Source organism: Streptomyces sp. T39 (assembly GCF_008042045.1).
GTDB lineage: Bacteria > Actinomycetota > Actinomycetes > Streptomycetales > Streptomycetaceae > Streptomyces.
The window spans coordinates 161815-185910 of record NZ_RDBP01000050.1 but is presented as its reverse complement, the minus strand read 5'-3'; the positions used below and the strand labels follow the sequence as shown (position 1 = coordinate 185910).

Annotated in this window: 20 protein-coding genes and 3 pseudogenes; 10 read left to right on the top strand and 13 right to left on the bottom strand. The window is 68.4% G+C overall.

The window, feature by feature from the left end; translation table 11 throughout:
- Positions 1–1749, bottom strand: a 1749-nt coding sequence (locus EAO77_RS31160) for a glycoside hydrolase family 13 protein (protein WP_261994219.1), incomplete at its 3' end; no start/stop codon positions are given.
- 56 nt (positions 1750–1805) lie between these two features.
- Positions 1806–2984: an ROK family transcriptional regulator gene (locus EAO77_RS31155; RefSeq protein WP_147991675.1), complete on the bottom strand. Its 1179-nt coding sequence runs from the start codon at positions 2982–2984 to the stop codon at positions 1806–1808.
- A gap of 498 nt (positions 2985–3482) precedes the next feature.
- Between EAO77_RS31155 and EAO77_RS31150 the strand changes: the two genes are divergently transcribed.
- The 4 genes from EAO77_RS31150 (at position 3483) to EAO77_RS31135 (ending at position 7791) form a co-directional block, all read left to right on the top strand.
- Entirely contained in the window at positions 3483–5837 is a 2355-nt protein-coding gene (locus EAO77_RS31150; protein ID WP_147991674.1) for a family 49 glycosyl hydrolase, read from the top strand.
- Between the two features lie 140 nt (positions 5838–5977).
- The gene (locus tag EAO77_RS31145) at positions 5978–6409 is read left to right on the top strand and encodes a DoxX family protein (RefSeq protein WP_147991673.1); all 432 of its coding nucleotides are present in this window, start codon (positions 5978–5980) and stop codon (positions 6407–6409) included.
- 76 nt (positions 6410–6485) lie between these two features.
- Positions 6486–7142: a lytic polysaccharide monooxygenase auxiliary activity family 9 protein gene (locus EAO77_RS31140; protein ID WP_147991672.1), complete on the top strand. Its 657-nt coding sequence runs from the start codon at positions 6486–6488 to the stop codon at positions 7140–7142.
- Positions 7143–7284: 142 nt separating this feature from the next.
- On the top strand, positions 7285–7791 hold the full coding sequence (locus EAO77_RS31135) for a DoxX family membrane protein (RefSeq protein ID WP_261994218.1): 507 nt from the start codon (positions 7285–7287) through the stop codon (positions 7789–7791).
- 7 nt (positions 7792–7798) lie between these two features.
- Here the strand turns inward: EAO77_RS31135 and EAO77_RS31130 are convergent, their stop codons facing one another.
- Positions 7799–8071, bottom strand: coding sequence for a hypothetical protein (locus EAO77_RS31130; RefSeq protein ID WP_147991671.1), 273 nt, complete (start codon positions 8069–8071; stop codon positions 7799–7801).
- Positions 8072–8091: 20 nt separating this feature from the next.
- On the opposite strand from EAO77_RS31130, the pseudogene EAO77_RS31125 reads away from it, so the two are divergent.
- Positions 8092–8375: pseudogene (locus EAO77_RS31125) on the top strand (transposase); the annotation flags it as partial.
- 69 nt (positions 8376–8444) lie between these two features.
- Here the strand turns inward: EAO77_RS31125 and EAO77_RS31120 are convergent.
- The 8 genes from EAO77_RS31120 to EAO77_RS31085 form a co-directional block, all read right to left on the bottom strand.
- On the bottom strand, positions 8445–8726 hold the full coding sequence (locus tag EAO77_RS31120; RefSeq protein ID WP_261994217.1) for a hypothetical protein: 282 nt from the start codon (positions 8724–8726) through the stop codon (positions 8445–8447).
- A 760-nt stretch (positions 8727–9486) separates the two neighbouring features.
- Positions 9487–9639 (bottom strand): hypothetical protein, encoded by a 153-nt coding sequence (locus EAO77_RS31115; RefSeq protein WP_261994216.1) that lies wholly within the window; start codon positions 9637–9639, stop codon positions 9487–9489.
- 176 nt (positions 9640–9815) lie between these two features.
- Positions 9816–11114, bottom strand: a complete 1299-nt coding sequence (locus tag EAO77_RS31110; protein ID WP_147991669.1) for an SH3 domain-containing protein — start codon at positions 11112–11114, stop codon at positions 9816–9818.
- A gap of 53 nt (positions 11115–11167) precedes the next feature.
- Positions 11168–12505 (bottom strand): hypothetical protein, encoded by a 1338-nt coding sequence (locus EAO77_RS31105; protein WP_147991668.1) that lies wholly within the window; start codon positions 12503–12505, stop codon positions 11168–11170.
- A complete protein-coding gene (locus EAO77_RS31100; RefSeq protein ID WP_187283495.1) occupies positions 12478–12879 on the bottom strand; it encodes a hypothetical protein in 402 nt (133 codons plus the stop codon). Before EAO77_RS31100 ends, EAO77_RS31105 begins: the two co-directional genes overlap by 28 nt.
- Positions 12880–13834: 955 nt before the next feature.
- On the bottom strand, positions 13835–14083 hold the full coding sequence (locus EAO77_RS31095) for a hypothetical protein (RefSeq protein ID WP_147991666.1): 249 nt from the start codon (positions 14081–14083) through the stop codon (positions 13835–13837).
- A 474-nt stretch (positions 14084–14557) separates the two neighbouring features.
- Positions 14558–15094 (bottom strand): hypothetical protein, encoded by a 537-nt coding sequence (locus EAO77_RS31090; RefSeq protein WP_147991665.1) that lies wholly within the window; start codon positions 15092–15094, stop codon positions 14558–14560.
- 876 nt (positions 15095–15970) lie between these two features.
- Positions 15971–16429 carry a winged helix-turn-helix transcriptional regulator gene (locus EAO77_RS31085; RefSeq protein ID WP_147991664.1) on the bottom strand — a complete coding sequence of 153 codons (459 nt, stop codon included), beginning with the start codon at positions 16427–16429 and terminating at the stop codon, positions 15971–15973.
- Positions 16430–16550: 121 nt separating this feature from the next.
- Between EAO77_RS31085 and EAO77_RS31080 the strand changes: the two genes are divergently transcribed.
- From EAO77_RS31080 to EAO77_RS41520, 4 genes and pseudogenes are all read left to right on the top strand, one after another.
- Positions 16551–17696: an MFS transporter gene (locus tag EAO77_RS31080; protein WP_261994215.1), complete on the top strand. Its 1146-nt coding sequence runs from the start codon at positions 16551–16553 to the stop codon at positions 17694–17696.
- A gap of 45 nt (positions 17697–17741) precedes the next feature.
- Positions 17742–17947 (top strand): annotated as a pseudogene (locus EAO77_RS41525) (transposase family protein); the annotation flags it as partial.
- Positions 17948–18012: 65 nt separating this feature from the next.
- Positions 18013–19488: a hypothetical protein gene (locus EAO77_RS31070; protein WP_187283493.1), complete on the top strand. Its 1476-nt coding sequence runs from the start codon at positions 18013–18015 to the stop codon at positions 19486–19488.
- A 525-nt stretch (positions 19489–20013) separates the two neighbouring features.
- Positions 20014–20398, top strand: a pseudogene (locus EAO77_RS41520) (PucR family transcriptional regulator); the annotation flags it as partial.
- A gap of 90 nt (positions 20399–20488) precedes the next feature.
- On the opposite strand, the gene EAO77_RS31065 reads toward EAO77_RS41520, so the two are convergent.
- Both EAO77_RS31065 and tpg read right to left on the bottom strand, forming a co-directional pair.
- Complete coding sequence (locus EAO77_RS31065; RefSeq protein WP_147991661.1) at positions 20489–21514, bottom strand: hypothetical protein; 1026 nt, start codon at positions 21512–21514, stop codon at positions 20489–20491.
- Positions 21515–21951: 437 nt separating this feature from the next.
- Positions 21952–22218, bottom strand: coding sequence for a telomere-protecting terminal protein Tpg (tpg, locus tag EAO77_RS41515; RefSeq protein WP_410088741.1), 267 nt, complete (start codon positions 22216–22218; stop codon positions 21952–21954).
- Between the two features lie 412 nt (positions 22219–22630).
- Between tpg and EAO77_RS31055 the strand changes: the two genes are divergently transcribed.
- Positions 22631–23707 (top strand): hypothetical protein, encoded by a 1077-nt coding sequence (locus EAO77_RS31055; RefSeq protein ID WP_147991660.1) that lies wholly within the window; start codon positions 22631–22633, stop codon positions 23705–23707.
- Positions 23708–24096: the final 389 nt, after the last annotated feature.

Below are 24096 nucleotides of genomic sequence, written 5' to 3'. Positions count from 1 at the left end.
GGTGCCGTTGGCGGTGTAGCCGCCTTCGACGTCCAGGCACTTCCCGCCGGACTTGAGCTGCTGGCCGTCGAGGGCCCAGGTCATGGCGGGGACGTTGGCGATGAGGGTTTCGCTCTGTTCCCAGCCCGGTGGCAGGTCGACGGTGAGGTCGGCCGCGCTGAAGTTGGCGAGGACGAGCAGTTCGGTGCCGGAGGCCGCGTCGTGGCGGGTGAAGGCGTAGAGCTGTTCGTGGTCGGGGTGGAGCATCCGGAAGTCGCCGTGGGTGATCGCGGGCTCGGTGTGGCGCAGGTCGATCAGGCGGCGGTAGTAGTGGAAGACCGAGTCGGGGTCGGCCAGTTGGGCCTTGGCGTTGACGGTGCGGTGGTCGGGGTTGACCGCGATCCACGGGGTGCCTGCAGTGAAGCCGGCGTGGTCGGTGGCGTCCCACTGCATCGGGGTGCGGGCGTTGTCGCGGCTGCGGTGGCGCAGCCCGTCCAGGACCTCGTCCTCGTCGGCGCCCAGGGCGGTCTGCTCGAAGTGGTGGTTGAGCGACTCGATGTCGCGGAAGTCGTCGATCGAGGCGAAGGGGGCGTTGGCCATGCCGAGTTCTTCGCCCTGGTAGACGTACGGAGTGCCGCGGTGCAGGTGGAGGACGGTGGCCAGCAGTTTCGCGGAGCGTTCGCGGTGGGCGGGGCTGTCGTCGCCGAAGCGGGAGACGACGCGGGGCTGGTCGTGGTTGTTCCAGTACAGGCTGTTCCAGCCGGTGTCGCCGAGGCCGGTCTGCCAGCGCCCGAGGCTGGCCTTGAGGTCGGTCAGCTTCAGGGGGCGGACGTCGAACTTGCCGCCGGGCCCCTGGTCGAGGCCGACGTGCTCGAACTGGAAGACCATGTCGACCTCCCGGCGGGCCGGATCCGTGAACAGCCTGGCCTCCTCCACGGTCACGCCGGGCATCTCGCCGACGGTCAGCAGCTTGCGCGGATGGCCTTCGAACACTTCGCGGTGCATCTCGGCGAGGTACTCGTGGACCCTCGGGCCGCAGATGTAGTGCGGGCTGCCGTCGCCGTACCGGTCACCGTCGTGGACGGTGCCGTCGGGCAGGCCGGGGGTCTTGGAGATGAGGTTGATGACGTCCATGCGGAAGCCGTCGACACCGCGGTCCAGCCACCAGCGCATCATCGAGTGGACGGCCCGGCGGACGTCCGGGTTCTCCCAGTTGAGGTCCGGCTGCTTGCGGGAGAAGAGGTGGAGGTAGTACTCGCCGCCGGCCTCGTCGTAGGTCCAGGCGGGGCCGGAGAAGAAGGAGCCCCAGTTGTTCGGCTCGGCCCCTGGGGTGCCGGGCTGCATGCCCTCGCGGGCGGGGCGCCAGATGTACCAGTCGCGCCGCGGGCCGCCGGGCCCTTCGTCGCGTGAGGCGGTGAACCAGGGGTGCTCGTCGGAGGTGTGGTTGACGACAAGGTCCATGACCAGCTTCATGCCGCGCTCGTGGACGGCGGCCAGGAGCCGGTCGAAGTCGGCGAGGGTGCCGAACAGCGGGTCGATGTCCTGGTAGTCGGCGATGTCGTAGCCGTTGTCGTCGTGCGGCGACGGGTAGACCGGCGACAGCCACAGCACGTCGACACCGAGCTGCGAGAGGTAGTCGAGGCGCTCGATGATGCCTTGCAGGTCGCCGACTCCGTCCGCGTCGGAGTCGGCGAAGCTGCGCGGATAGATCTGGTAGACCACCGCCTCGCTCCACCAGGCGTCCGCGGGGCTGGATCCGTTCTCGGGCACGTCAAACCTCATCGTCTGTCTTCGGGTGCGTGTGGGTGGTGTCGTCGTCCGTGCTGTCAGATCGCGGCGCCTACCGCGTCGCTGATGACGAGGCATGCGGCGCCGCGGGCCCAGAGGTCGTGCCGGACGGGGTCGACGTGGATGTGGCAGTCGCGGGCGGCGGTGGAGAAGGCGTGGGCGTCCAGGGCGGCGGTCATGGCCGGGCCGAAGAGGTCGTAGGCGACCGCTCCTTCTCCAGCGATGATGATCTTCTGGAGGTTGAGCAGGTTGCACAGTCCGGCGAGGCCGCGTCCGAGGGCGGTGCCGGCTTCGGTGAAGGCGGAGCGGGCGACTATGTGGGCGGAGGTGCCCGGGCTGCGGGCGAGGTCCATGGCGTGGGCGATCGAGGTGCAGTCGACGCCGCCGTCCTGGAGGTGCCGCAGCACGGCCCGGTCCCCCGCCAGTGCCTCCAGGCAGCCGCGGCGGCCGCAGCTGCACATGGGGCCGGCCGGGTCCAGGGGCATGTGGCCGAGCTCGCCGGCCAGGCCCGTGGCGCCGGAGAAGAGTGTGCCGTCGAGGAAGAGGCCGCAGCCGATTCCGGGACCGACGGTGACGACGGCGAAGGAGTCCGTGTCGCGGCCTTCGCCGAACCAGCGTTCGGCGACGACGAGAGTGTTGACGTCGTTGTTGACGACGACCGGCAGTCCGGTGGCCTGCTGCAGAGGCCCGGCGACGTCGACTTTGTTCCAGTCGAGCAGCGCTGAGTAGCGGCACATTCCGGAGGCGGAGTCGACGTGGCCGCTGACGCCCACGCCCAGGCCGAGCACCCTGTCCGCCGCTCCGGATACCTCGGAGAGAAGCCGGCCGGTCAGGGAAGCCGCGGCGGACAGGGCGGTTTCGGGGGTGCAGTCGGGGATGCGCTCCTCGGCGCGGGCCAGGACGCGGGCGGCCATGTCGGTGATCACGCCGGACACCTGGGCGGGGCCGATCTTCATGCCGACCACGAGGTGCTTGTCCGCGTTGACCTCGAGCATCTTCTGTGGCCGGCCGCGGCCCTGGGGGGCCGAGTCGCTCTCGCGCAGGTAGTCGTGCTCAAGCAGCGGGGGCAGCATCCGGGTCACCGAGGAGGGCACCAGGCCCAGGCGCTGGGCGACCTGGGTTCGCGACATCGGCCCTGCGGTGAGCACCGTCGCGAAGATCTCCGCACGGGTCTGCTCGCTGACCAGCTCCGAGAAACGGATCTTGGACGGGGTCATCACGCGATGCCTCCACTGAAGGGGTCGAGAGGAACGCTCCGGCTTCGTGGCTGCTGCCTCGTTCCGGCCAACTGCGTATGACAGGAGTGTGACCCTCACGTTTTTCATGCGTCAAGAAAGAAAAACGGGCGTTACCCAACCGTGACTCGCGCCACACGATCACATCGCGTGTCCACCTTGCGCCGTTATGTCGCTACCTGCTGGCCGCATCCTCGAACATCCTGCAGCGAATCCGGTTCATTTCATTGACACGGCGAAGAAATGACGCGACGTTATGCGGCGATCGGACCACGCTCCGCATCGCCGTTCGCGGCATGCGATCCGGCCCGATCGGTCCTGCACCACGTGTCCCCCGGCCCTCGCGGCCGTGACCTGTTGACCTGCAGCGGCAGGCGGAGCGCGACCGTTGAACGCGCAGCCTCACTCGCCGGCCAAGCCGGCACACCGCCCCGCCACACGCCGCCGGGCCATGCCCCTGTGATGAAGGAGAGCTCCTCCATGCCCGCAGCAAGACCACAACGCCTGGCCAGGCTGGCGGCGATCGCCGCCGGACTCGCCCTGACTCTCGCCGGGGTCGTCGCCCCCGCCACGGCGAAACCCGGGCCAGGGCCGGCCAAGGCTCCGAAGGCCGCCGCACCGCGCACCGCGGCCGCAGCCGCGACCACCGCCGACAGCGCGCAGCTGAAGACGTGGTGGCACGAGAACCAGGAGTTCAACACCAGCAGTCCGGTGGCGAACGACAAGGTCCGCCGCTCCTCGTTCTACGACGTCAAGGTCGCCACCGCCGCCGCGCCGGGAACGACGTACGACTCGTTCGCCTACATGAGCATCCCGCGCAGCGGGAAGGGCAAGATCGGCTACACGAAGGAGGACGGCGCGGAGTTCTCCTCGGGCGCGAACCTCACCATGAGCTGGTCATCGTTCCAGTACACGACCGACGTGTGGGTCGATGTGACCCTGCGGTCCGGTCAGACGGTTTCCTCGGCCGACCAGGTCAAGATCAAGCCGAGCAGCCTGAACTTCGCCAAGGAACTGGTCGACAACAAGACCGTGCGCGTCAAGGTGCCCTACAGCGCCAAGGGCTACCGGTTCTCCGTGGAGTTCGACCCCCAGTTGTACACGTCGTACAACGACATGTCCGGTCCCGCGAACGACGCCGGAAAGCTCACCGACCAGGGGGGCAGCGGTCGGCGGGCGATCCACACCGAGCCCCGCAACTCCATGATGATCTTCGCAGAGCCGGCGCCGGCCGGGGCGGAGCAGGACCGGACCGTACCCACGGCCTCGTCGGGGAGCACCTACTACCCCTCGCAGGGGCAGGTGACGAACCTCAACACGATCTCCGAGGAGATCGTGTACTTCCGGCCCGGCACCTACTACATGACCTCGAAGTATCACGCTCTGCTGCCCAAGCAGGTCAAGTGGGTCTACCTGGCGCCGGGCGCCTATGTGAAGGGCGCGATCCGGTTCCCGGACGACAGCCAGGGCCTGTACAAGGTGACCGGCTACGGCGTCCTGTCGGGTGAGCAGTACGTCTACGAGGCGGACACGGCCAACAACTACGACCACCTGTCGGGTGCGTCGAACTGTCACTCCAGCTGCGTGAAGATGCTGCAGTTCGCCTCCGCACAGGGTCGGCAGCAGCACCTGGACCTGCAGGGTGTGACGATCAACGAGCCGCCGTACCACTCGTTCGTCGTGTACGGCGACGAGCAGACGTTCAGCATGCGGGTCGACAACTACAAGCAGGTCGGCTCGTGGTACTGGCAGACCGACGGCATCGAGCTGTACCGCGGCAGCACCATGAAGAACACGTTCTTCAACGCCAACGACGACGTGCTGAAGATGTACCACAGCGACGTCGACATCGATAACACCGTCATCTGGAAGAACGAGAACGGGCCGGTCATCCAGTGGGGCTGGACCCCGCGGAACATCGACAACGTGCGCGTCAGCAACACGCACGTGATCCACAACCGGATGTACTGGAAGGACGTCAAGTACAACACCTGCATCCTCAACTCCTCCTCGCACTGGGAGGACATGGGCTCGACCACCAAGGCCGACCCGAACGCGTGGGTGAAGAACATGACCTTCGAGAACATCACCGTCGAGGGCATGACGAACTGCGCCATCCGCGTCTTCGCGCTCGCCAGCACCGAGAACATCCACGTCAAGAACCTCAAGATCGACGCGTGGAGCCAGCTCGACCCGTCCTCGCAGGTCAGCCTCCTCAAGCGGTACAGCAACGCTGCCGGGCAGAAGGTGACGCTCGGCAACGAGACGAGCCAGAGCCGCGGGCTGAAGCTGGAGAACTACACCGTCGGCGGCACGGTCATCAACAAGGCCGGCACCAACTGGGCCGCGGACAAGCTCGGCCGGATCGGCTTCGATGCCGAGACCTGGGACAACTGGAACGCCTGGGGCCCGGGCGGCAACCCCGACCCCGACCCCGACCCCGACCCGGTAACCGGCGGCAGGATCGTCAACGGCGCGACCGCCAAGTGCATCGACCGCGCAGGCGCCGGCACGGCCAACGGCACCGCGATCCAGCAGTGGACCTGCGCCACCGCCCCCGCCATGACCTGGGCCCTCGACGGCCAGCAGCTCAAGTCCGGCGGGAAGTGCCTGGACGTCGAAGGCGGCTACACCGCCAACGGCACCAGGGCCCACCTGTGGGACTGCGGCACCTGGGACAGCCAGAAGTGGGCCTTCCAGGCCAACGGCACCCTGAAGAACCTCAAGTCCGGCAGGTGCCTCGACATCGAGAACCAGAGCACGGCCAACGGCGCCCGGCTGCACCTGTGGGACTGCAGCAGCTGGAACAGCCAGAAGTGGACGCTCACCAGCTGACACGCCCCGGATCCGCACGACCCCGCACGGCCGTGCGGATCCGCTGCTGCCGGCCCCGCACGGCCGGCAGCAGGGCAGGCCGCCGGTCGCGCACGACCGGCGGCCCGCCCGCCCCGACCCACCCTGAAAGGGGCACCTCTGTGGAAGCACGGTACGCACCGCAAGCCCTCGGCCTGTTCCGCATCGTGGTCGGTCTCCTGTTCGCCTGTCACGGGGCCGCGACCCTCTTCGACGTCCTCGGCGGCCCCCACGGCCGGGCGCCCTCCCTCGGCCAGTGGCCCGGCTGGTGGGCCGCGGTCATCCAGCTCGCCGGCGGCTCACTCGTCCTGATCGGCTTGGCCGCGCGCCCGGCAGCACTGCTGTGCTCCGGCTCAATGGCCTACGCCTACTTCGTCCACCACCAAGGCGACGGACTGTTCCCGCTGGAGAACGGCGGCGAGCCGGCCGCCCTGTTCTGCTGGGCCTTCCTCCTGATCGGCGCCCTCGGGCCCGGCCGCTGGAGCCTGGCCGCGCATCTTCCGCGCCGCACCGGGGCGCGGGCAGCCTCCGAGCAGAAGGGAGCAGTCACCTGACCCAGAACATGTCATGCGCACGTAAATAGGCAGTCCGTCCGGACCGCCACCGACCCCCACATGGAGGACGCACACGATGAAGAAGGCACCCGCCTCGATGTCCCGCCGCACGATCCTCGGCGCCGGCGTCGTGGCCACCAGCCTCGCCTGCCTGGTCCCGCTGGCCCCCACCGCATCCGCCCACGGCACCGTGATCACCCCCGAGACCCGCAACTACGGCTGCCTGCAGCGCTGGGGCTACACCGAGCCCAACGAGTCGCAGGACCCCATGTGCTACCGCACCTACCACGAGAACGCCAACGCCATCGGCGCGTGGAAGGCGGTCTACGCCAACAACACCGGGGACAACTACAAGCAGGTGATCCCCGACGGCCAGATCTGCAGCGCCGGCGGCCAGGGAGAGACGAACTACCGCCCGCTCGACCGTCCCGGCCCCTGGCACATGACCAACATCGGCGCCAACTTCACCGTCGACCTGTACGACGAGGCCCGCCACGGCGCGGACTGGCTCGAGGTCTACGTCACCAAGCAGGGCTTCAACCCGGAATACCAGCTCATCGGCTGGAACGACCTCGAACTGGTGAAGAAGACCGGCCGGTACCCCTACCAGCCGCACTACGTCACGGACGTCAGCACGTCCGGCTACAGCGGCCGTCACGTCGTGGTGACCGTCTGGAAGGCCTCGCACATGGACCAGAAGTACTTCCTGTGCAGCGACGTCAACTTCGGCTGACACCTCTCGGGGGGTGAGCCCATCCCCGCGACCGGGCCCCGCGGGCACCTGCGCCCGCGGGGCCCGGCTCCTCCGTCCATGCGGCTTGCCAGCGGTGCGCACCGCTGACGGCCCTGACGAATCGGAATCCGTGATGCTCCGCATGCCCCGCACCGCCCGCACCACCGCCCCTTTCCCGGCACCCGCACACCTGCCCCGCCGGCGCCGCACCGTCAAGCTGTGGCTGACGCATCGTGCGCAGCGCTACCGCGGCGCGGAGTCTCTGGTCTTACGGGTCGCCGTCGGCATCGCCTACCTGTGGTTCGGCGTCCTGAAGTTCTTCCCCGCCGCCAGCGCCGCGGAGGACCTCGCCGTCCGGGCGATGACGCGAATGACCCTCGGACTCGTACCCGCCGCCGTATCCCTGCCGACGCTCGCCGTGCTCGAAACCGCCATCGGCCTCGGCCTCATCACCGGATTCCTCCTGCGCAGCGCTCTCGCCGCCTTCTTCGTCCACATGGCCGGCGTCTTCCTGTCCCTGCTCGTCCTGGCACATGAGATGTGGCACGTCTACGCCATCGTGCCGAGCCTCGAAGGCCAGTACGTCCTCAAGAACATCGTCCTCGTCGCCGCATGCCTGCACGTCACCGCCCGTGAACTCGCCGACTGAGCCCCGATCACACCCGCACCCAGCACGAGTCGATGTCGAGGGAACCGGGGACGATCACGGTCTGGTTCTCGTAGTAGCTGGTCCACGATCCGCCGCTGATGGCGCAGCCGGGGCCGACCTCCGGCGCCACAGTGGCCTCGGCGAGGAGCACCTCCTGGCGAGTGTTGCAGCCGTCGCCGGCGTCGGCGCCCGAGTTCCAGTGCTTGAACGAGGTGCGGATGTAGCCGGCGCGGTCCTCGACGACCACGGGCAGCAGTTCAACTGCGTCGGCGAGCGGCATGGTCCCCAGGGCCTGGGCCGGTGTGGCGGTGCTCAGCGAGGCTGCCGCACCTGCCGGTGAACGGTGGCCGGGGAGCGCAGTGGAGCGCGCAGTGGAGCGACCAATGGCGAGTGCTCAACGGCATCTACTTCCGTGTGCGTACGAGCGTCCCCTGGCGGGATCTGCCCGTGCGTTACGGGAACTGGAAGACCGTCTATGAGCGCCATCGGCGCTGGTCCGCCGACGGATCCTGCAAGCCGTTCAGGCCCAGGTCGACGCGGAGGGCCGTCTGGACTGGAGCCAGGTCAGCGTCGACTCCACCAGCACGCCGCAGGGGCTTGCGAGGCGGTGACCGTCGTGCCTGCTACTTCGAGCCGCACCCGCACGCCCGGGATCAACCGACACCAGACGAAAGCAGCAACAGAAGCACGAACAGGGCAATGGGCGAGAGCAACATCGTCGACACGTGCGCGAGCAGGGCCTTCGGCATGCCAAACACGGCGAAAGCCGTCGCACCTACCCCCAGCCAACCGAAATACAGCTGACCGGCAGACTGCCAAGCCGCGGTCTCCTCCGCCCGAGTGGTTGGCTCCGTACCGATGAGCCCTATGGATGCCAGAAGCAGCAGGGCACACACAAGCACGTCACAGAGAACGACGATCGCAGTCACAGGCATGCCCGCGAGCTTGGCCTGGCCCCATGGGCGCATAGCACTCATAAGATCCGGAGCCTACCCATGCCCACAGCGTGCCCGTCACTCGGGCGCGTTGAACGCGAAGCCCGGTCGGCACCCCGTGCACGCGGCAATGCCTTCGGCGGTCACGCGCCGTGCTTCGTCGGCGGTGATGCATCCCACCCCACCTGCCCGACAGGCATGAGACCTTGATGGAGGAGCCGCACTGGGGCCGCAAGGGGACAGACCGGCCGATCACGTAGGGGGCGACCATCGCCCTCGGTGTCATCGCGGTAGCCGGCGTTGCCGCGGGGACGATGTTCCGTCAGCGCCGGGAAGCCAGAAAGGGGAAAAGATGAAGGGTGAGGTGAAAGACAGGGCGTAGATGCCGGTGCTTGGCCTGCAAAGGAGGAAACGAGGGAACTGCTTCAACTCGCGCAGCAGAGAGCCAGCTTCTGGCCCGGCGGAGCGATCATGATTGTCGTCATTACGGTCATCACCGTCGGTTTGGGCGTCCTGCGTCTACGCAAGGAACGGCGGGATGGTCGGCGCGATCTCCCTCCGCAGCAGCAGTGAGGCACACCGCGGACCTGCGCCGGCCCCCGTGACCGGCCAGGCCCGGTGGAAGCTGCCCGCCCCCCTCGTACGCGTGCGTGCCGACCCGACTGGCTTGGCAGCGCTCCCCCGGGTGCGCCGGATCTGAGCAGCTGCGGGCACCCGGGAGAGGTGATCAAGGCCCCCGTGCACCCGGCGGCAGCGGTGGTCAGCGGATGTAGACCTCGATGCTCGTCCTGGACGGCAGGTGGAGGGGGTCACCGGCGAACGACGCGGTGTAGGTGGTGTAGCCGCGGGCGGTGGCGCGGTCGATGAGGGCGAAAGTGTCATTCGCGTCGAGCGTGGTGGGCGGGAGCGTCACAGGCTGCTCTGCGCCGGGGTCCAGGCGGGTGAGGGTGACGGTGGTGCCGGGGCGGCCGCCCTCAAAGCCGAGGGGCTCATCGCTGGCCAGGGCACCCTCAACATCAACAGCCGGGCCGAAGGCCGCCGCGTCGCCTGACGGCCTCCCGGCCCCTCGGGGCAGAGACGGGCGAGCCGTCATGGGGCGGGGCACGGCGGGACGGGGCCCAGATTCTTGATGTAGCGCGCAGCAGCCCAGCCCCGCGGGTCCTGGCCCAGCCGGTACCAGACGGTGTTGCCGTCGACGGGCTCGCCCTTCACTTTGCATGCCAGGGCTACCGTCTGACCCGCGTTGAGACTGCCGACCATGGCGGCCTTGGTGGTGTGGTCGCTGCGGACGGTTAGTGGCCCGCGTGAGACCACCTTGCCCAGGGCCGCGGGCGTGTCCGCATCGTTCGCCTCGCCCGGCGGGCAGGCGGGCAGCACGGCCGCGAGCCAGGCCACGACCTGCGGTGCCTGGCGCGTCAGCACGGAACCGTCGCGGTCCGCGCCAGCAAGGGTGAACGGACCGAGCGCAAGGGTCTCGGCGCTCGCGGCGCGGGCCCGGTCGGTGTCGCTCCAGTGTGCCTTCGCCGCCAGGTTGCGCACGACCAGCATGCGCGTGGTGAGCACTGGCAGGATCCCCGGATTGCCCTCCGCCATTCCGTTGGACAGTCTGCCGGCAGGCAGACCGGGGATCGCCCAGCCTTTGAGCTGGCACAGGTGCGCGCGCAGCCACGGGCGCTGCAGCCCTATGACGCGGTACTGGAACGAAAGTTCGACGCCTGATGGCGTGTCGGTCACCGCCGGGGCCACTTTCGCCGTGACGTCCACGACACGGTCCGGGTCGGCGAACGTCTCGGTCTGGATCCGGTCGGCCGCCGCAAGCTCCGGCTCCTGCCAGAGCCGCTGCGGCTGGATGTTCTCGCGGGCGGCTATCAGCCGCCATTCCAGTTCCGGAAGCTCGTGGGGAATCTGGACGCCGGGGGACGGAGCCGGGTTGGGGTCGTGGCCGCCGACGCGGAACGAGGCGCTGGTCCAGCCTTGCTCGCTGAGCCAGTCGGCGGGCTCGGCGAGCACGGGGTGGTACAGATCGCCGACGGAGCCCATCCGGGCGCGGGCCATCAGCTCGAAGTCGGCCCGGTTGTCGTTGACCAGGTTAGCCAGCGTGACGCGCGCCGGATCACCAGCCGGGCCGGTCGGCACGGCACTGCGCAGGACGAAGTCCCACAGGTCGTCGTATGTGCCGCCGGTGTCCAAGAAAGTCGCGGCGGCCGCGGGAACGGTGTTGGCGAGGTCCGCCAGCGCCTCGGCGGCGGCTGGGGTTCCTGCTCCGCCGGCCCCCACGTCCTTGCCCGACGGTTCGAGAATCACCAGCGCCGAGGCATCGCCGACGCCCTGCGGCGCGAGCAAGGCCGCCAACTGGGCAAAGAGCTGACCACCGGCCGTACCTGTCACCGCTTACTCCTCACCGCGCGATTCCAGTGTGACTTCCCGATCCCCTCGTGCCGTCACATGGGCGGGCACGGCGGGACGCGCAGGCACACGAATCCCAGCACCTGTATGTCGGGCACATCGAATCCCTTGTCCGACGCCTTCGCCGAGAACTTGTCGCTCGTCGAACTGTGGCTGTAGTGACCTGACACCGCGAACGGGCCCCAGCCGACGCTGGCCGAGCCAGAGGTCGCCTCGGTGAGCTTTTCGGAGTCCTGGTGGCTCCAGTCGGCGATGACCTCCACGTCACGGACGATCACCAGCGCGATAGGGATCAGCGGCATCAGACCGCCGGAGATGACGCCGGGACCGCCGAGTGAGCCCAGGCTCCAGTTGGGCAGCCGGAAAAGGGAGGCATCCATCCACTTGCGGTAGATGGGGCAGACCCGCCACTTGAAACTGACACCGATGTTCGTGGTGTCCTGCGACATCGCCTGGCGGCTGTCGGAATGGTCCACGCCGCCGCCGAAGCTCCACAGGCCCGCCTGCACGTTGGCCCCGCCACCCCATACGTTCGCCTCCGTGGTGAACTCGCTGGCGAACGTCGACTCGTTGAAGTGGTAGCCCGGCCAGGTCGAGGCGTCGGCGCTAGCCCAGTCCGAGGGCGCGATGTTCGTCCGCAGGAACGTCTCCGTGAGGTCGTTGACTATCTCGAAGGCGTTCAGTCGGAACTGCGCGTCGGCGAAGGCCCGGGCCACCTGGCCCTCGTTGAGGGTCGCCAGCTGGGCCTTAGTGGACTCGATCTGGTCGCGGCCCGCAGCGCCCCAGTCGGCAAACGCCCGCTTCGGCTTCTGCAGTGCCTGCGCCCCCACGATCGGCCACATCGGCTTGAGCGTCGGGTCCTTTTGCGCCGCGGCCCATGCGCCCACGTAGGCTGTATAGGTGTCCTGGTAGTTGTTGAACGCCTTCTGCTCGGCGTCCGCCAGCGCTGTAGGCTTCAGGGTCGGACGGCCCTCCTCGTCCTTGCCCTCCTCCACGAGCACCTTGTTCAGCTCCGCGCGCTTGGCCTCCAGCACGGGAGACGGGGGCGGCTCGTGGTTCTGCACGCCCTTGATGATTTTGCGGTAAACGTCCGAGACCGTGCCGCCGATCGGCGCGTAGACCGGCCCCGGGCCCGGGATCTCGTCCACCAACGATGCGATGTTGGCGGCTGCGGACATGCTGCCCTCGGTGTTGCCTGGGGACCAGGGATTGCGGTAGTCGGCGCCTTTGAGCACCATGCCGCGCTGCGCCATCACGAAGGCGGTGGTGGCGCTGTCGAAGGCCGACGGCAGTCCCGCCGCCGGGTCCGAGCCGCTGATCACCTGATAGATGCTGTCGTAGAGAGTCAGTGCGATGCGTTCATCCAAAGCCATGGCGAGGCCTCCGACTGCTGGTTCGAGCCTGTGTGTCGGCTGGTGAGTGGTGGTCGGGTCGTGATCCCCTGCGACTCGGTTCCTGTGCGGGCACCGCCTGTTCTTGATCTCTCGGCGATCTTGTGCTGCAACAGGCCCATCCGGCCCTCGTTGAGATCGCCTCCCACCGCCCGGCGGCCCACCCCCCGCCCGGTCGCCCGGACGGACTCCAGGTCGGCGTCCAGGATCATCTGCCCGCGGCTCGCGGGGGTCTTCCGTCTCCCGGGCTCCTCGATCTCCACCTTCTCCAGAAACCGGGAGAACCGGGGCGGCTCGTCCAGCGTCGTCACCGCAGGTTCGACCTCGCGCCCGGTGAACGCCACCTCCACGGGCAACGCGGCGATTCGGCGGTCCACTCAAGCCCCGGGCCAGCGGCCTTCGCCCGCGGACAGGGATTCGGGCGGATCTAACTGACCGAGTACGAAAGATGCACGGGGTCGGGGTGCGCCACAAAGATTCTCAGGAAGTAGACGAAGTCGCTGTTCACTTGCGTGGAGAAGGTGCACTCGTCCGTGAGTGTGTGGCTGAATCTGACGTGTACGGGTGAGGAAGGGGAACCTATTTCGCTGACGAACTGTCCCGCCAGTCGAGAGTCACTGACCGTACAGCACTGAAAAAGTTCAACGCCGAATGTGCCCAGCGCGGGATTGCTGTCGCCCGAGGCGAACGATGCCGAAACATCCACATTGACGGACTTCCCTTTTGCGGCGTGGAAAGCTCTGGAAAAGCGTCCGTCGGATGCCGACTGAAAATTCCCAGAGATCCCCAGCGTCGTTGACTCACTGCAAATTCCCATGACTCCATCACCCTGGGTCACTGAGCTTTGCCAATTGGAGCCTGACTGTTGCCGTTGCGCTCGACTGCCAGCCTAAAACTTCGCGGGCCTTAGCCTGGTGCATGCGCCAGTACGCGACGATCGTCGGGGGCCCTGCTGTACGGGCCCCTCTCAGACCTCACGTTCTGTAGGAATTCCCTTACGGTCGTTGTCTTCACCCGTGTCGAGTTCCAGCCCTGCTGTTGGACGGGTGTCCTTTGCACGCTTGGGGGCCGGCTTCGCGTCCACCGGCTCCTGACTCCCTTTCCGCCCCTCGATCGAGGCCCGAGCCCTGTCGGCATGGTTCTGGCCGGATTCGTCCGACCTTGCCGGTTTCCCATTCATGACACGCTCCTGCCTGCCTTAGGTGGAGGAAACGACTCTTACACGCCGGCCATTTTCCACTGTCATGTAGTAGCTGTCTGGCCCGAGCAGCTTGACGGGGTCGCCGAAGCGTGGAGTACTGGACCGCTGGATCAGAAGAGCTCAACGTGGGTTACGTTCACCAGCGGCCGCGTGAAGAGTTGCGCATCCTGCAGCCCCTGCTCACTCTGGCGTTCTGCCCCAAAGATGCGGTTTTCTCGATGGAGATCTCCGACCAGGAAGGGCGCGGTAGCGGAGCCCGATGCTTCCACCGGGAGCGAGCCGCAGCTGGCGTCGATGGTGCCGTCGGGGTTGAGCATCCACACGAAGAGCTTGTCCCCCGGTTGGAGGGTGTTCTCCAAGTCCACCGATCGCCTCGAAGCCCGAGATTGACGGTGACGGTGGCAAGGACGTCATCCGCGATGAACCGGTTTCCCACCCCGGCCCGCAAATCCGGCGTCAGCGCCCTGCCCTCGGCGAGAATGATCCCGACCGAAGGAATTCGGAGCAGGCGGCTGGCGGGTCCAGTGGCCGCCGCCGACCGGGACGGGGCGGAAATCCCTGTTTCCATTCTCCGCCCAGGTGCCGAATACCGCATGCCAGAACGGCAGTTGCCTCAGGCGCCCGATCGTTCAGCAGTGCGCGGCAAGTCCGAAAACAGCCCGCGTACCATCCGTAACCGCCCGGCGCCGGGCCTCCACCCACGCGAACTGTCCTGCTATGCGCCCCATCAGGCCATCAAGCGCTTCCTGCCAGCGGGCAGGGCCTACGCTGTTACGTGCGACCCTCGCATGATCGTCTGTCCTGACACGCTGATGATCAACGGCGGCCGCAGGTCACTCCAGGCAGGAGGAGTCCACCCGTGTGCTGCAGGTCAGTGGATCCGTGGGTTCGGGAGTGACACGAGGATGCTGTGCGAGCCGAAGAGCTTCCGCCAGAACGTCGGCGTCGACCTGTGCGGCTGCTCCGTCGCCGTATTCGAGCATGTCGTACTCGTCGTCCAGTTCGGCGAGACGCTCGGCCAAGGGCAATTCATGCCCGAAGCGTCGGTGGATCCGGAAGGCCAGCTCACGTGGTGTCAGCTCGTCGGCCAGCATCCAGGCGGCAAGGGCTCGTGCCTCGGCTTCCTTTCCGGCAATGCCCGGGTAGAAGGGTTCGAGACCTAGCTCGTTGAGTGCTGGAGGAAGAAGCTCAAGGATGTCGTTGTCAGCTTCGGCGCGTGTGCACGCGGCCAGGGTTCGCAGGGCAGGGCTGTCGAGTCCGGCGACGAGTGCATCACAGGCGCTGGTGACGACATCGGTTGCCCGGATCTCGCCGATGCTCCAAAGGAGGGCACGGTGCTGCAGGGCGAGTGCTGCTGCTTCAGTCGACATCACGTGTCCATGATCTCCTTCATGGTGCGTCGCGGTCGAGCCGGTTTCCTCGAAGGAGCTGGTCAGCGGCCTGTTTCAGCAAGGCTCGTGCGGAGTCCGCTCAGCCATCGCGGTTTTCGTCGAGGTTGAGCACCTCGACGAGGTGGAGCGGGTCGGGCCTGTGGGCCAGGGGCCGGTTCGACCTGGCGGTCGACGCGGAGCCGCTCCGGGGTGGCGTCCTGTCCGCGCTTCGGTGCCCTGATCCAGTGATGACTGGCCCGGCGGGTCGTGTTGGCGGCCTGGTTGTTGATCAGCAGGTGAAGATTCGCGGAGCTCGGCCAGCGGTGACGCCGGCGGTCCAGCCAGTCCGTCAGGAGCCGCAGGGTGTTCGTCGAGCAGGCGGGCGCGTCCCGCGGTGGTCTGTCGACGGTTGCCGAGATCGACGACGTCGAGCATGAAAGTGGCGATCTGGGCGGCCGGGCGGCGTGAATCGCCGCGAGGGCGAGGGCGAGGATGAGGTGTGCCGCCGGGCCGGTCACAGCCGTGAGGGAGCGCCCGACCTGCTCGGGGAGGAGCGGTTGCAGCACGGCGTACTTGTGGGGCCCAGCCTCGCTCCTCGTATGGCTGCCCGGGCAGGGTGGGCGTCATGTGAGCGACGTTGTGAATCACTTCCGTCACCCTCTCCTCGGCCGTCGTCGACAAGACCGATGCCGACGGCTACGTGGCAACGGGGTTCGACCAAACCGCTCGTGGGGCTCACCCCTCGAAGCCGGAGGCCGGAGCGGGCCCGCCGCCCCTCCCCCGCCCCGGCCGCATCAGGTCGCGGTCAGGGAATCAGCGGGCACGAGGCCCCTCGGCAGTGCACCCGCTGGAGGTGTCGGATGGCTTCCCCTGCCGTCAGCGCTCGTGCCGCACAGAGGTCGTATCGACGTCCACGGGCCTGCCGTGCGCGTCGACAGGACGGAGCTCTGGGAGCGGGAGACCGCTGTCGTCAACGAGAACTGAGTGGGTTTCACCTGGTGAGAACGCGTGCCGTTCGCCCCACTGACGCGCAGCCACGATGACGGCGAAGAGGTCTCGGCCCGCATCTGTGAGGACGTAGTTCTGTCGCCGTCCAGTCGGGGCGGTCTGGCGCTCCAGGATTCCTCGTTCGATCAAGCGTCGCAGGCGGTCGGTGAGGATGTTGCGTGCGATGCCGGTGCGGTGCTGGAAGTCGGTGAACGCTCGCGCGCCGTCCATCGCGTCACGAATGATCAGCAGGCTCCATCGGTCTCCGACCAGGTCGAGCGTGCGTGCGACGGGGCAGGGAGGGTCGGTCCAGGAGACCCCCTCGGCACGAGGCGCAGTGCGAGCCATGACTCCTCCTGAAGAGTTGCGGATCGCAACCATTCTGCCGTACCTTCATTTTGGTTGCAATCTGCTACTCATCGGGGGTGTGTCAGTGAGTCTCACGTCTGGCCGGAGGACGCTGTTCGCCGTGATCTGCGCCGTCGCGGTCGCGACGATCTACGTGGCGCAGCCCGTACTCACCCGGATCGGTGGTGACCTGGGCCTGCCGGAAGCCGACTTGGGATGGATCGTCACCACGGGGCAGCTCGGCTACCTGGCCGGCTTGGCTCTTCTTGTCCCTCTGGGGGACATGTTCGACCGGCGCAGGCTCATTGCCGGACATCTTCTCCTCGCCGCGGTCGGCATGGTTGTGGCCGCAGTCGCTGCCCAGTTGTGGCTCCTGCTTGCCGGGCTGGCCCTCGCCGGCCTGTTCGCCGTCGTCGTTCAGACCACGGTCGCCTTCGCCGTCGACCTGTCCGCGGCATCGGAACGCGGCCGCACGCTCGGCGCCGTGACCTCCGGTGTCATCGTCGGGATCCTTGGAGCGCGCGTTCTCGCCGGCGGTCTCGCTGGGCTCTGGGGATGGCGAAGCATCTACGTGGTACTCGCCGTGTTCCTCCTCGTCCTCACCTGCTTCACCCTGAAGCTCCTGCCACCCGACCCGTGCGACCGCCGGGCCACGTATGGCGCGGTGCTGAGCTCTCTGCGTCACCTGTTCCGTGAGCGCCTGTTCGTCTCACGCGGACTGATTGCGTTCTTCCTGTTCGCTTCCTTCGGCTCGCTGTGGAGCGGCCTGGCTCTGCCGCTCTCCGCCGAGCCATGGCACCTGAGCACGGTCCAGATCGGTCTCTTCGGGATCGCCGGGCTCGCCGGGGCGCTGGGCGCTTCCCGAGCCGGGCAGGGGGCCGACGCCGGCCGCGCCAACGCCATCACCGGCGGTGCGCTTGCGCTGCTGGCCGCTTCGTGGCTGGCGACCGGACAAGCGTCCTGGTCCCTCTGGCCGGTCGTCGTCGGCGTGATCGTCCTCGACTTCGCGGTGCAGGCAGTGCACGTCAGCAGTCAGCACCTGCTCACGGCCGCGTACTCGCACCAGACGAGCAGCGTCATCGGCGGCTACATGCTCTTCTACTCCGTTGGCTCCGCCGTCGGAGCAACCAGCACCACCGCGGTGTACTCGGCCGCGGGGTGGGCAGGATCCAGCCTTCTCGGTGCGGCCTTCGCCCTCGGCGCACTCCTTGTCTGGGCCGTCAACCGACGCGCAGCCGCCGAGACGCGACGAGACGTGTTCGTGTGACGGCGTCCTCCCGTCCCGCGCAGCCCAACCCCAGGACATCGTCACCGTGAGAGTGACCAGCGGTGCAAGTACCCGCCGCATCAGCGGGCGCTCGTCGCTCTGGTGCACCTACGCCACCACGACACCCGTAACCCGGCTCGCATCCGGCTTCGTGACATCCGTCGGCACCGCCCACGCGTAGGTCACCGCCGTGAACACCCGGCTCGCTGCGCGATCTTGATCCGGAGTTCGTCCTGCTGCCAGGGAACCTGTGACAGGCCCTGTGAGAGACCCCGTCGAAGTGAACGAGGGCGTCCGGTGGAGACGCCGTGACAGGATGCCGACGTTTCACCGGACGGCCGGATGCAGTCAACTCAAGGGGAACACAGGGAAAATGAGAATATTTCGGCGGCGTGGAGCCTCTCAGGACCGGGATCGTACCGAGCAGGCGATCCAGGAGTACCGGACGGCCTACGAACGGGGGCTCGCCGCCGAGCAGAGCCAGGAGCCGGCACAGGCGCTGGCCGAGTTCGCGCGAGCGCAGCACGCCCTGGACCGTCTGGACGCCGCCTCCCTGGACCTGCCTGAGGTTCCCCAGGCCAGAGCGGGACTGCTCTACGCCATGGGACGGGCCCGGACCGATGTCGGAGACGCGACCGGTGCAGTCGCAGCCCTGGACCAGGCCGAGGAGCTGTACCAGCGGATGGAGTCGGAGCAGCTCGCCACCCAGAAGGAGGGTGAGCAGCGGGGTGACCGGCAGGAAACGGGTCCCGTTCCCGCGGTCTTGCTGACGGCCGATGTCCGGCTGCGCAGGGCCCGGGCCTATGCCGAGTGGGGCCGTCCCTTCAGCGCCCTCAGCGATCTGGACATGTCGATCGGTGGGTACATGCGGGCGGGAGCCTTCGCTCCCCTCTCGGACCGATCCGGGGACGCGGCGCGGATCCTCGCGGTCGGGGCTGCGATTCAACTGCGCGTAGGGGACCATGAACTGGCTCTGGAATGCGGCCACGAGTCCTTGGCCCGATACCAGGAGATGGGCCGGATCGGCCCTGAGGCGATCCCGTACGCGATCGGTTTCGCCGCCCCGGTCGTCTCCATGCTGGAGGCGGCGCGTGGGCAGTGGGACGCGGCGCTGGCCGTGGACGGCGTGATTCTGGAGGCGGCAGAACTCGGCCGGGCCGGGACTTCCGGGGCTCATGCCCGGATCGGTGTCCACCTGCGAGAGGCCGGGCGGGACGCGGAGGCGGCCGGGCATCTGGCCATGGCCGCCCGCGGGTCGCACGATCGGATCGCGGAGATGGAGCGGGAGTTCGGGTCGGTACTTGCGCCGAGTCTGCGGGAGGCACTGCTGGAAGCGGAGCGGGCGGAGTCCACGAGGCTCGCGGGCGGCGTGCGGGCCGGCGCGATGGATCCGCTGGATCCGCTGGAGATCCGGACGCTGCGACTGTCCCTCTGCGGCGGGGACGGAGCCAGGTTCTCGGCCACTGGCCGGATGAGCGTGGTCAACGCTGTGCCACGCCAGGTCACTTCGCTCGCCCGGGTCGGTCACCAGCTGATGGCATCCGACCGCCTTTCCGCGGCCCTGCGCGTACTCTGGGAGGCACTGCTCCTCTGCGATGCCGCCCGCCGCTGGGCCACTTTGAACACCGGCGACTCCACCGCCACCGTGCCGCTGCGCGAGGCCGAGGAGAGCGCCTTGGCCGGAGCGGCCGGTCTCGTCGACATACTGGAGCGAGCCGGGGATCCGATGAGCGACGCGCTGACCGCCGATCTGAGGAACGCCAGGGAACGCCTGGGCCCGTCGGCACACTGAGCATGTTCAGCGTCGGCGCTGCAAGGCGAGGACGGCTGCGGCGACGGCGGTCATGCGGTTGAGCCAGCAGCGGGTCTTGCGGGAGATACGCCAGGACTCGTGTCGCGCGCTGCTGCTCTCGTTCTTCGACCGCAACGCCCCGTACCGTCGCCCGGAGGCTGCCGGTGAGACTGCCAGCAGTAAGAGGAGGAATGGGTGGTTCCCCGAGGACCGTGAGATCGTTTCGCCGGTCAATGACGCGCTGGCTGATGTGAGCGTGCAGGTGGCGATCGGGGGCAACAGCTGGGACCTGCGGACACGATCTCGCTCCCGGGAGATGCGGCTGTCGACTACCGGTGCCGCATATGACGCGAAGACTGGGGAGCGTCTGCTCTCCGATCTCTCGCCACCTCCGGCGCCCACAGGGCCCGCGCGCGGTCAGCAGCTGCGGGTACAGGACGTAGCCGCCCCAGACGACGCCATCGCACGCGCCCGTGGACCGCCGCCGTGTGCACTCGGCCGGGAACGACGGCGGAAGGTCAGGCGCAGGTCCTCGACGATCTGCTGTGCGGGGGCAGCGACCTCAGCAGACTGGCCGAATGCGCGGAGGTTTTGGGCCGGGGCTGTCGCACACCCATGCCGTGACGGGCGCGGGCGGCAGCTCCCGGGCGTACGAAGAAGCCGGACCGGTGCTTCGCCAGGTGGAGCAAGCGCTGATCGCCCGCTACGGGGACCGCCGGATCACCGTCACAACGAAGGACGGCCGTCTCGTCTGCACCGCTCCCGGAGACCAGAAGGACATCCTTACGTTCTTCGCCCTCAGGCCCCTGTCACCACCGACGGAAGCCAGGTCGCCATCGGGCGCGCCCACCCCGGGCCAGGCGGGGTGGGCCACTCCTCTGAGGAAGCCCTCAACGCCCTGGACATGGCGACGGGCCCTCGGTGCCGGCAGCTCAGCGGCCCGGCGCGCCAATGAGGGCGAGTCGGGCCGCAGTGTGATGAGGCTGATGGGTGCAGCGGGTCAGATTCCGAGGGCCTCGATGGCTGCCTCGAGACGGCGGCGCTCAGCATCGGCCTCCATCAGCTGCAGGTTGGCACCGGCGAAAATGCCTTCACCGCTGGCGGAGGGACCCGCAGTGGTGGTGTTCTGCAGCGCCTGTGCGTACTCCTCCACAGCCTGGTGGTAGGCCCTCAGGAGGGTGGCTTCGGTATCGCTGTAGAAGTCGGCGGGGGCGCGGAGCTGATGTTCAGCCACGGGGTTGGGGAAGCCGGGGGCCTGGACGGGGACCCGCATCGGGTAGATGCCGAACTTGTTGCCGCCGGGGAGGGGATACCTGAGCCAGCCGGAGTAGACGCCGGCGCAGGCACGCATGTCCAGCTTCGTCCACTGCCCTTCCTTGCCCGGGATGGTCGTGGACTCAGTGTGGCTCTTGCGGACCTCGGTGGTGTGCGTGGTGGTCTTCGACCAGCGGAACGAGGCGGTCGCCTTGACGCCTGGACCGTCCTTCTTCTCCATGCCGGCCTCAGCGGACAGGCCAAACTCCCATCCTTCCGTGGTGGAGTCGGTCACCGTGATGCTCGCCTCATCCACGTAGGACTTGTTCTGCACCCCCTCGAACGGGGTCGATCCGCAGATGAACGGCGCGACCGCCACACGCCTCCCAGCAAAGTGGAGAAGGTCCGCTCTCGCGATCGACATCAGGGCGACCGGCCCGTACGGCGCGGCCCAAGATGCAGACTGCTTGTAGCGCTCATCCGTTCCGATGGCCCACTCGGTCCAGTCCTTGTGGACTTGGGCGACCTGGCTCTCGTCGATCCCGAACTTCTCGTATGCCTCGGACCGCGGAAACTCGGCCTCGATCTCGGCCGCCGTCACCGAATAGTCCCAGCTTGCCCGGAACGCGGGGCCCGCCCTGAAAAACTCGACCTTCGGGCACCGCTTGAGATAGATCTCCTCGGGTGCGGTATAGCCGACCTGACGGTCGGGCTGGAGACAGTTGTAGATACCGACGCTGATCTGGCCGTAGCCGTCGGGCGTGTAGCTCATGTGTGGAGTCCTTCCGCATGGTTGTCCAGCCCGCGGGATGCCCGTGCGGCCCGACTTGCCGCTCGACCGCGCTCGCGGCACCGTCCGCACGACTGCCGCTCCACGGGCTGGTTGTGGCGCGGATCCACCCTCCCGCAGGGCCGCGACAACGGCCGGGTTGGCCCGCCCTGGTTCACCCACGCGGTGGAAGGCGAGTTCCGCCGCGCACTGCCGCTTACCGAACCTGCAGGCCCTGGAGCCCGGGCTCGTGAGGCAGAGTGACGAACGGCCGACCGGACTGACTGTGGGCATGGAGAGCACCGACGGGCGACCCTCCCTCGCTTGCCGACGCCATGCCACGCGTAAGGGCTGACCGCTGCGGATCTTCCGCAGGATGCCCAGCGCCGCGTCCCCGGCAGCTCCCATGCCGGGGACGCGCCGCTCGTGCGGGAGCCGGCCTACAGCTCGACGTCGGGTCGCTCCACAGCGGTGAGCTCCACGTCCAGGCCGTGGGCGCGGGTGTTGTCGGCGCGGAAGTACATCCGGGCAAGGCCATCGGCGGCGGTCTGCCGAAGCTGGTCCTCGTCGGCGCCCTGCTCGCGTGCGGTGAACAGCTGGGCGGCGTACTCGGGCGGCAGGGCCTGGGCAATGGCCCGGATCCGGGCATCGTCGGTCGTACCGTCGGCCGCTTCGAAGCCGAAGCGGGCGCTGGTGGAGACGACCAGCCCGCCCTATGCAGGGCCACCAGCGGCGGGAAGGTAGGCGGGCGGGCGGCCTGCGAGGCCTGGTGGAAGCGCTGAGTCGTCCAGGTCGCCAGCGCCTCGTCCAATTGTTCACGGGTAGCGAAGCGTCGGTGCACGGTGGTGCGCGCCACCCCGGCCCCGCCGCCGCGATCTGCTCCATGGCGGCCGCCGGGTCGGCGGCCAGCACGCGTTCAGCCGCCTCCAGGACTGTCCGCACCGCCGCTCAGCATCGACACGCAGCGCGCGTCCCGTCGTCTCCATGGACGAAACAACTCTCCAGCTCCAGTGTCGTCGGCGCACAGGAGGGCGGCGTGGGACCTGCCCCGGTCCCCCGGTGTCATCACATCTGGTGGCGAAGGCAGGGGTGTCAGTGCCCGGTGGCAGGATCACTCGCATGGCTTTCGTACGCACCCCGCCGCGGCCCGTGGACGTGACCGCGGTCTTTCCCGAACTGGCGCCGTTGGCGCGTCCTGCTGTCCGGCTGCACCCCCGTCCCGGGTCGCCCACGGTCGCGGACAGCTCGGTCGGAGGCCCGTTGCTGTGGCCGGCCGAGGAGCCGTGGCCGCACTGCGAGGCTGCCCACCTGCACCTGGACAGTGGCTTCCGCCAACCACCCGCCGAAGTGCGTCTCGAAAGGCGCATGCGGGCTCGGCGGCACGCTGCTCACGGCGGCCCCGCGGTGGCGCCGGAGGGGGAGGCGCTGCAGGAGCCCGACGCCGCGGCGCTCGCGGCGCAACTCGAAGCCCTCTGCGCGGAGCCTGCGGACTGCCCGGTCCCCATGCTGCCCGTGGCCCAGCTGTACCTGCGCGACGTACCGCTCCTGCGACCTCCACGGGGAGCCGACCTGCTCCAGGTCCTGTGGTGCCCCTACGACCACGATCCGGACAACAAGCCGTCGACCGCCCTGTTCTGGCGGTCGGCCACCGACGTCACCGACGTCCTCACCGCCCCGCCAGAGCCGTACGAGGTGAACTACGAGGGCTACCTGCCGGAGCCGTGCACTCTGGCACCGGAAGCGATCACCGACTACCCCAACAGCCTCGATCTGAGCCCACAGATGCGGCTCATGGTGGACGACTGGAGCAGATGGCAGGCCGCCGGCGCCGGCGTGGACAGCTCCTACGCCGACTACCCGCGGGGGTATTACGACGTACATCTGGCAGAGGCGCCCGGATGGAAGGTCGGCGGCTGGCCCCCCTGGGGCCGCACCGACCCCTACCCCCGATACTGCACCGCCTGTGATGCGCACATGATCCCGCTGCTGACCATCGCGTCCTTCGAATGGGACGGCCGCGAGGGGCGCAGTTGGGCGCCCCCCGAAGACCAGGAGACCGCCGCCGCAGCCAACAGCCGCTGCTGCGGCCAGAACCCCTCCCAGCCGACCAAGGTCGAAGTCGGCAGCACCGACAACATGCAGATCTACGTCTGCCCGACCTCTCCCGAGCATCCCCACACCGACCTCATCCAATAGGCCATCGAGCCGTCACCCCGCCGCATTCCGCGGCCGTGGTCCCCGCAGGCAGCACACCCGCGGCCCCTCGTGAGCGGCCCGCAAGGCCACCACTGCTTGCAAGGCTGGGGCAGCGGCGCACGCCGGGCGCCGCACGAGCGGGGGCGGCGAGCGGCGTGCCGGCCCGCGCCGGCCGTCTGCAGTGAAGCTCGGCCGACAGCCTGGGCCGGGGAGCCGGGACCTGTTCCGTCTCCGGTTCCTCCACCGCAACCGGTGGCGAACCGCTCGGCGAGTCCCTCCCGTCCCGGGTCAGCACGGCTCCGTCGCCATGGGGCAAGCGCCGGATTCTGAGGGCATCACCGGCACCCAAGGTCTGGACACCCTCCCCTGGACCGACACGACCGACCCTC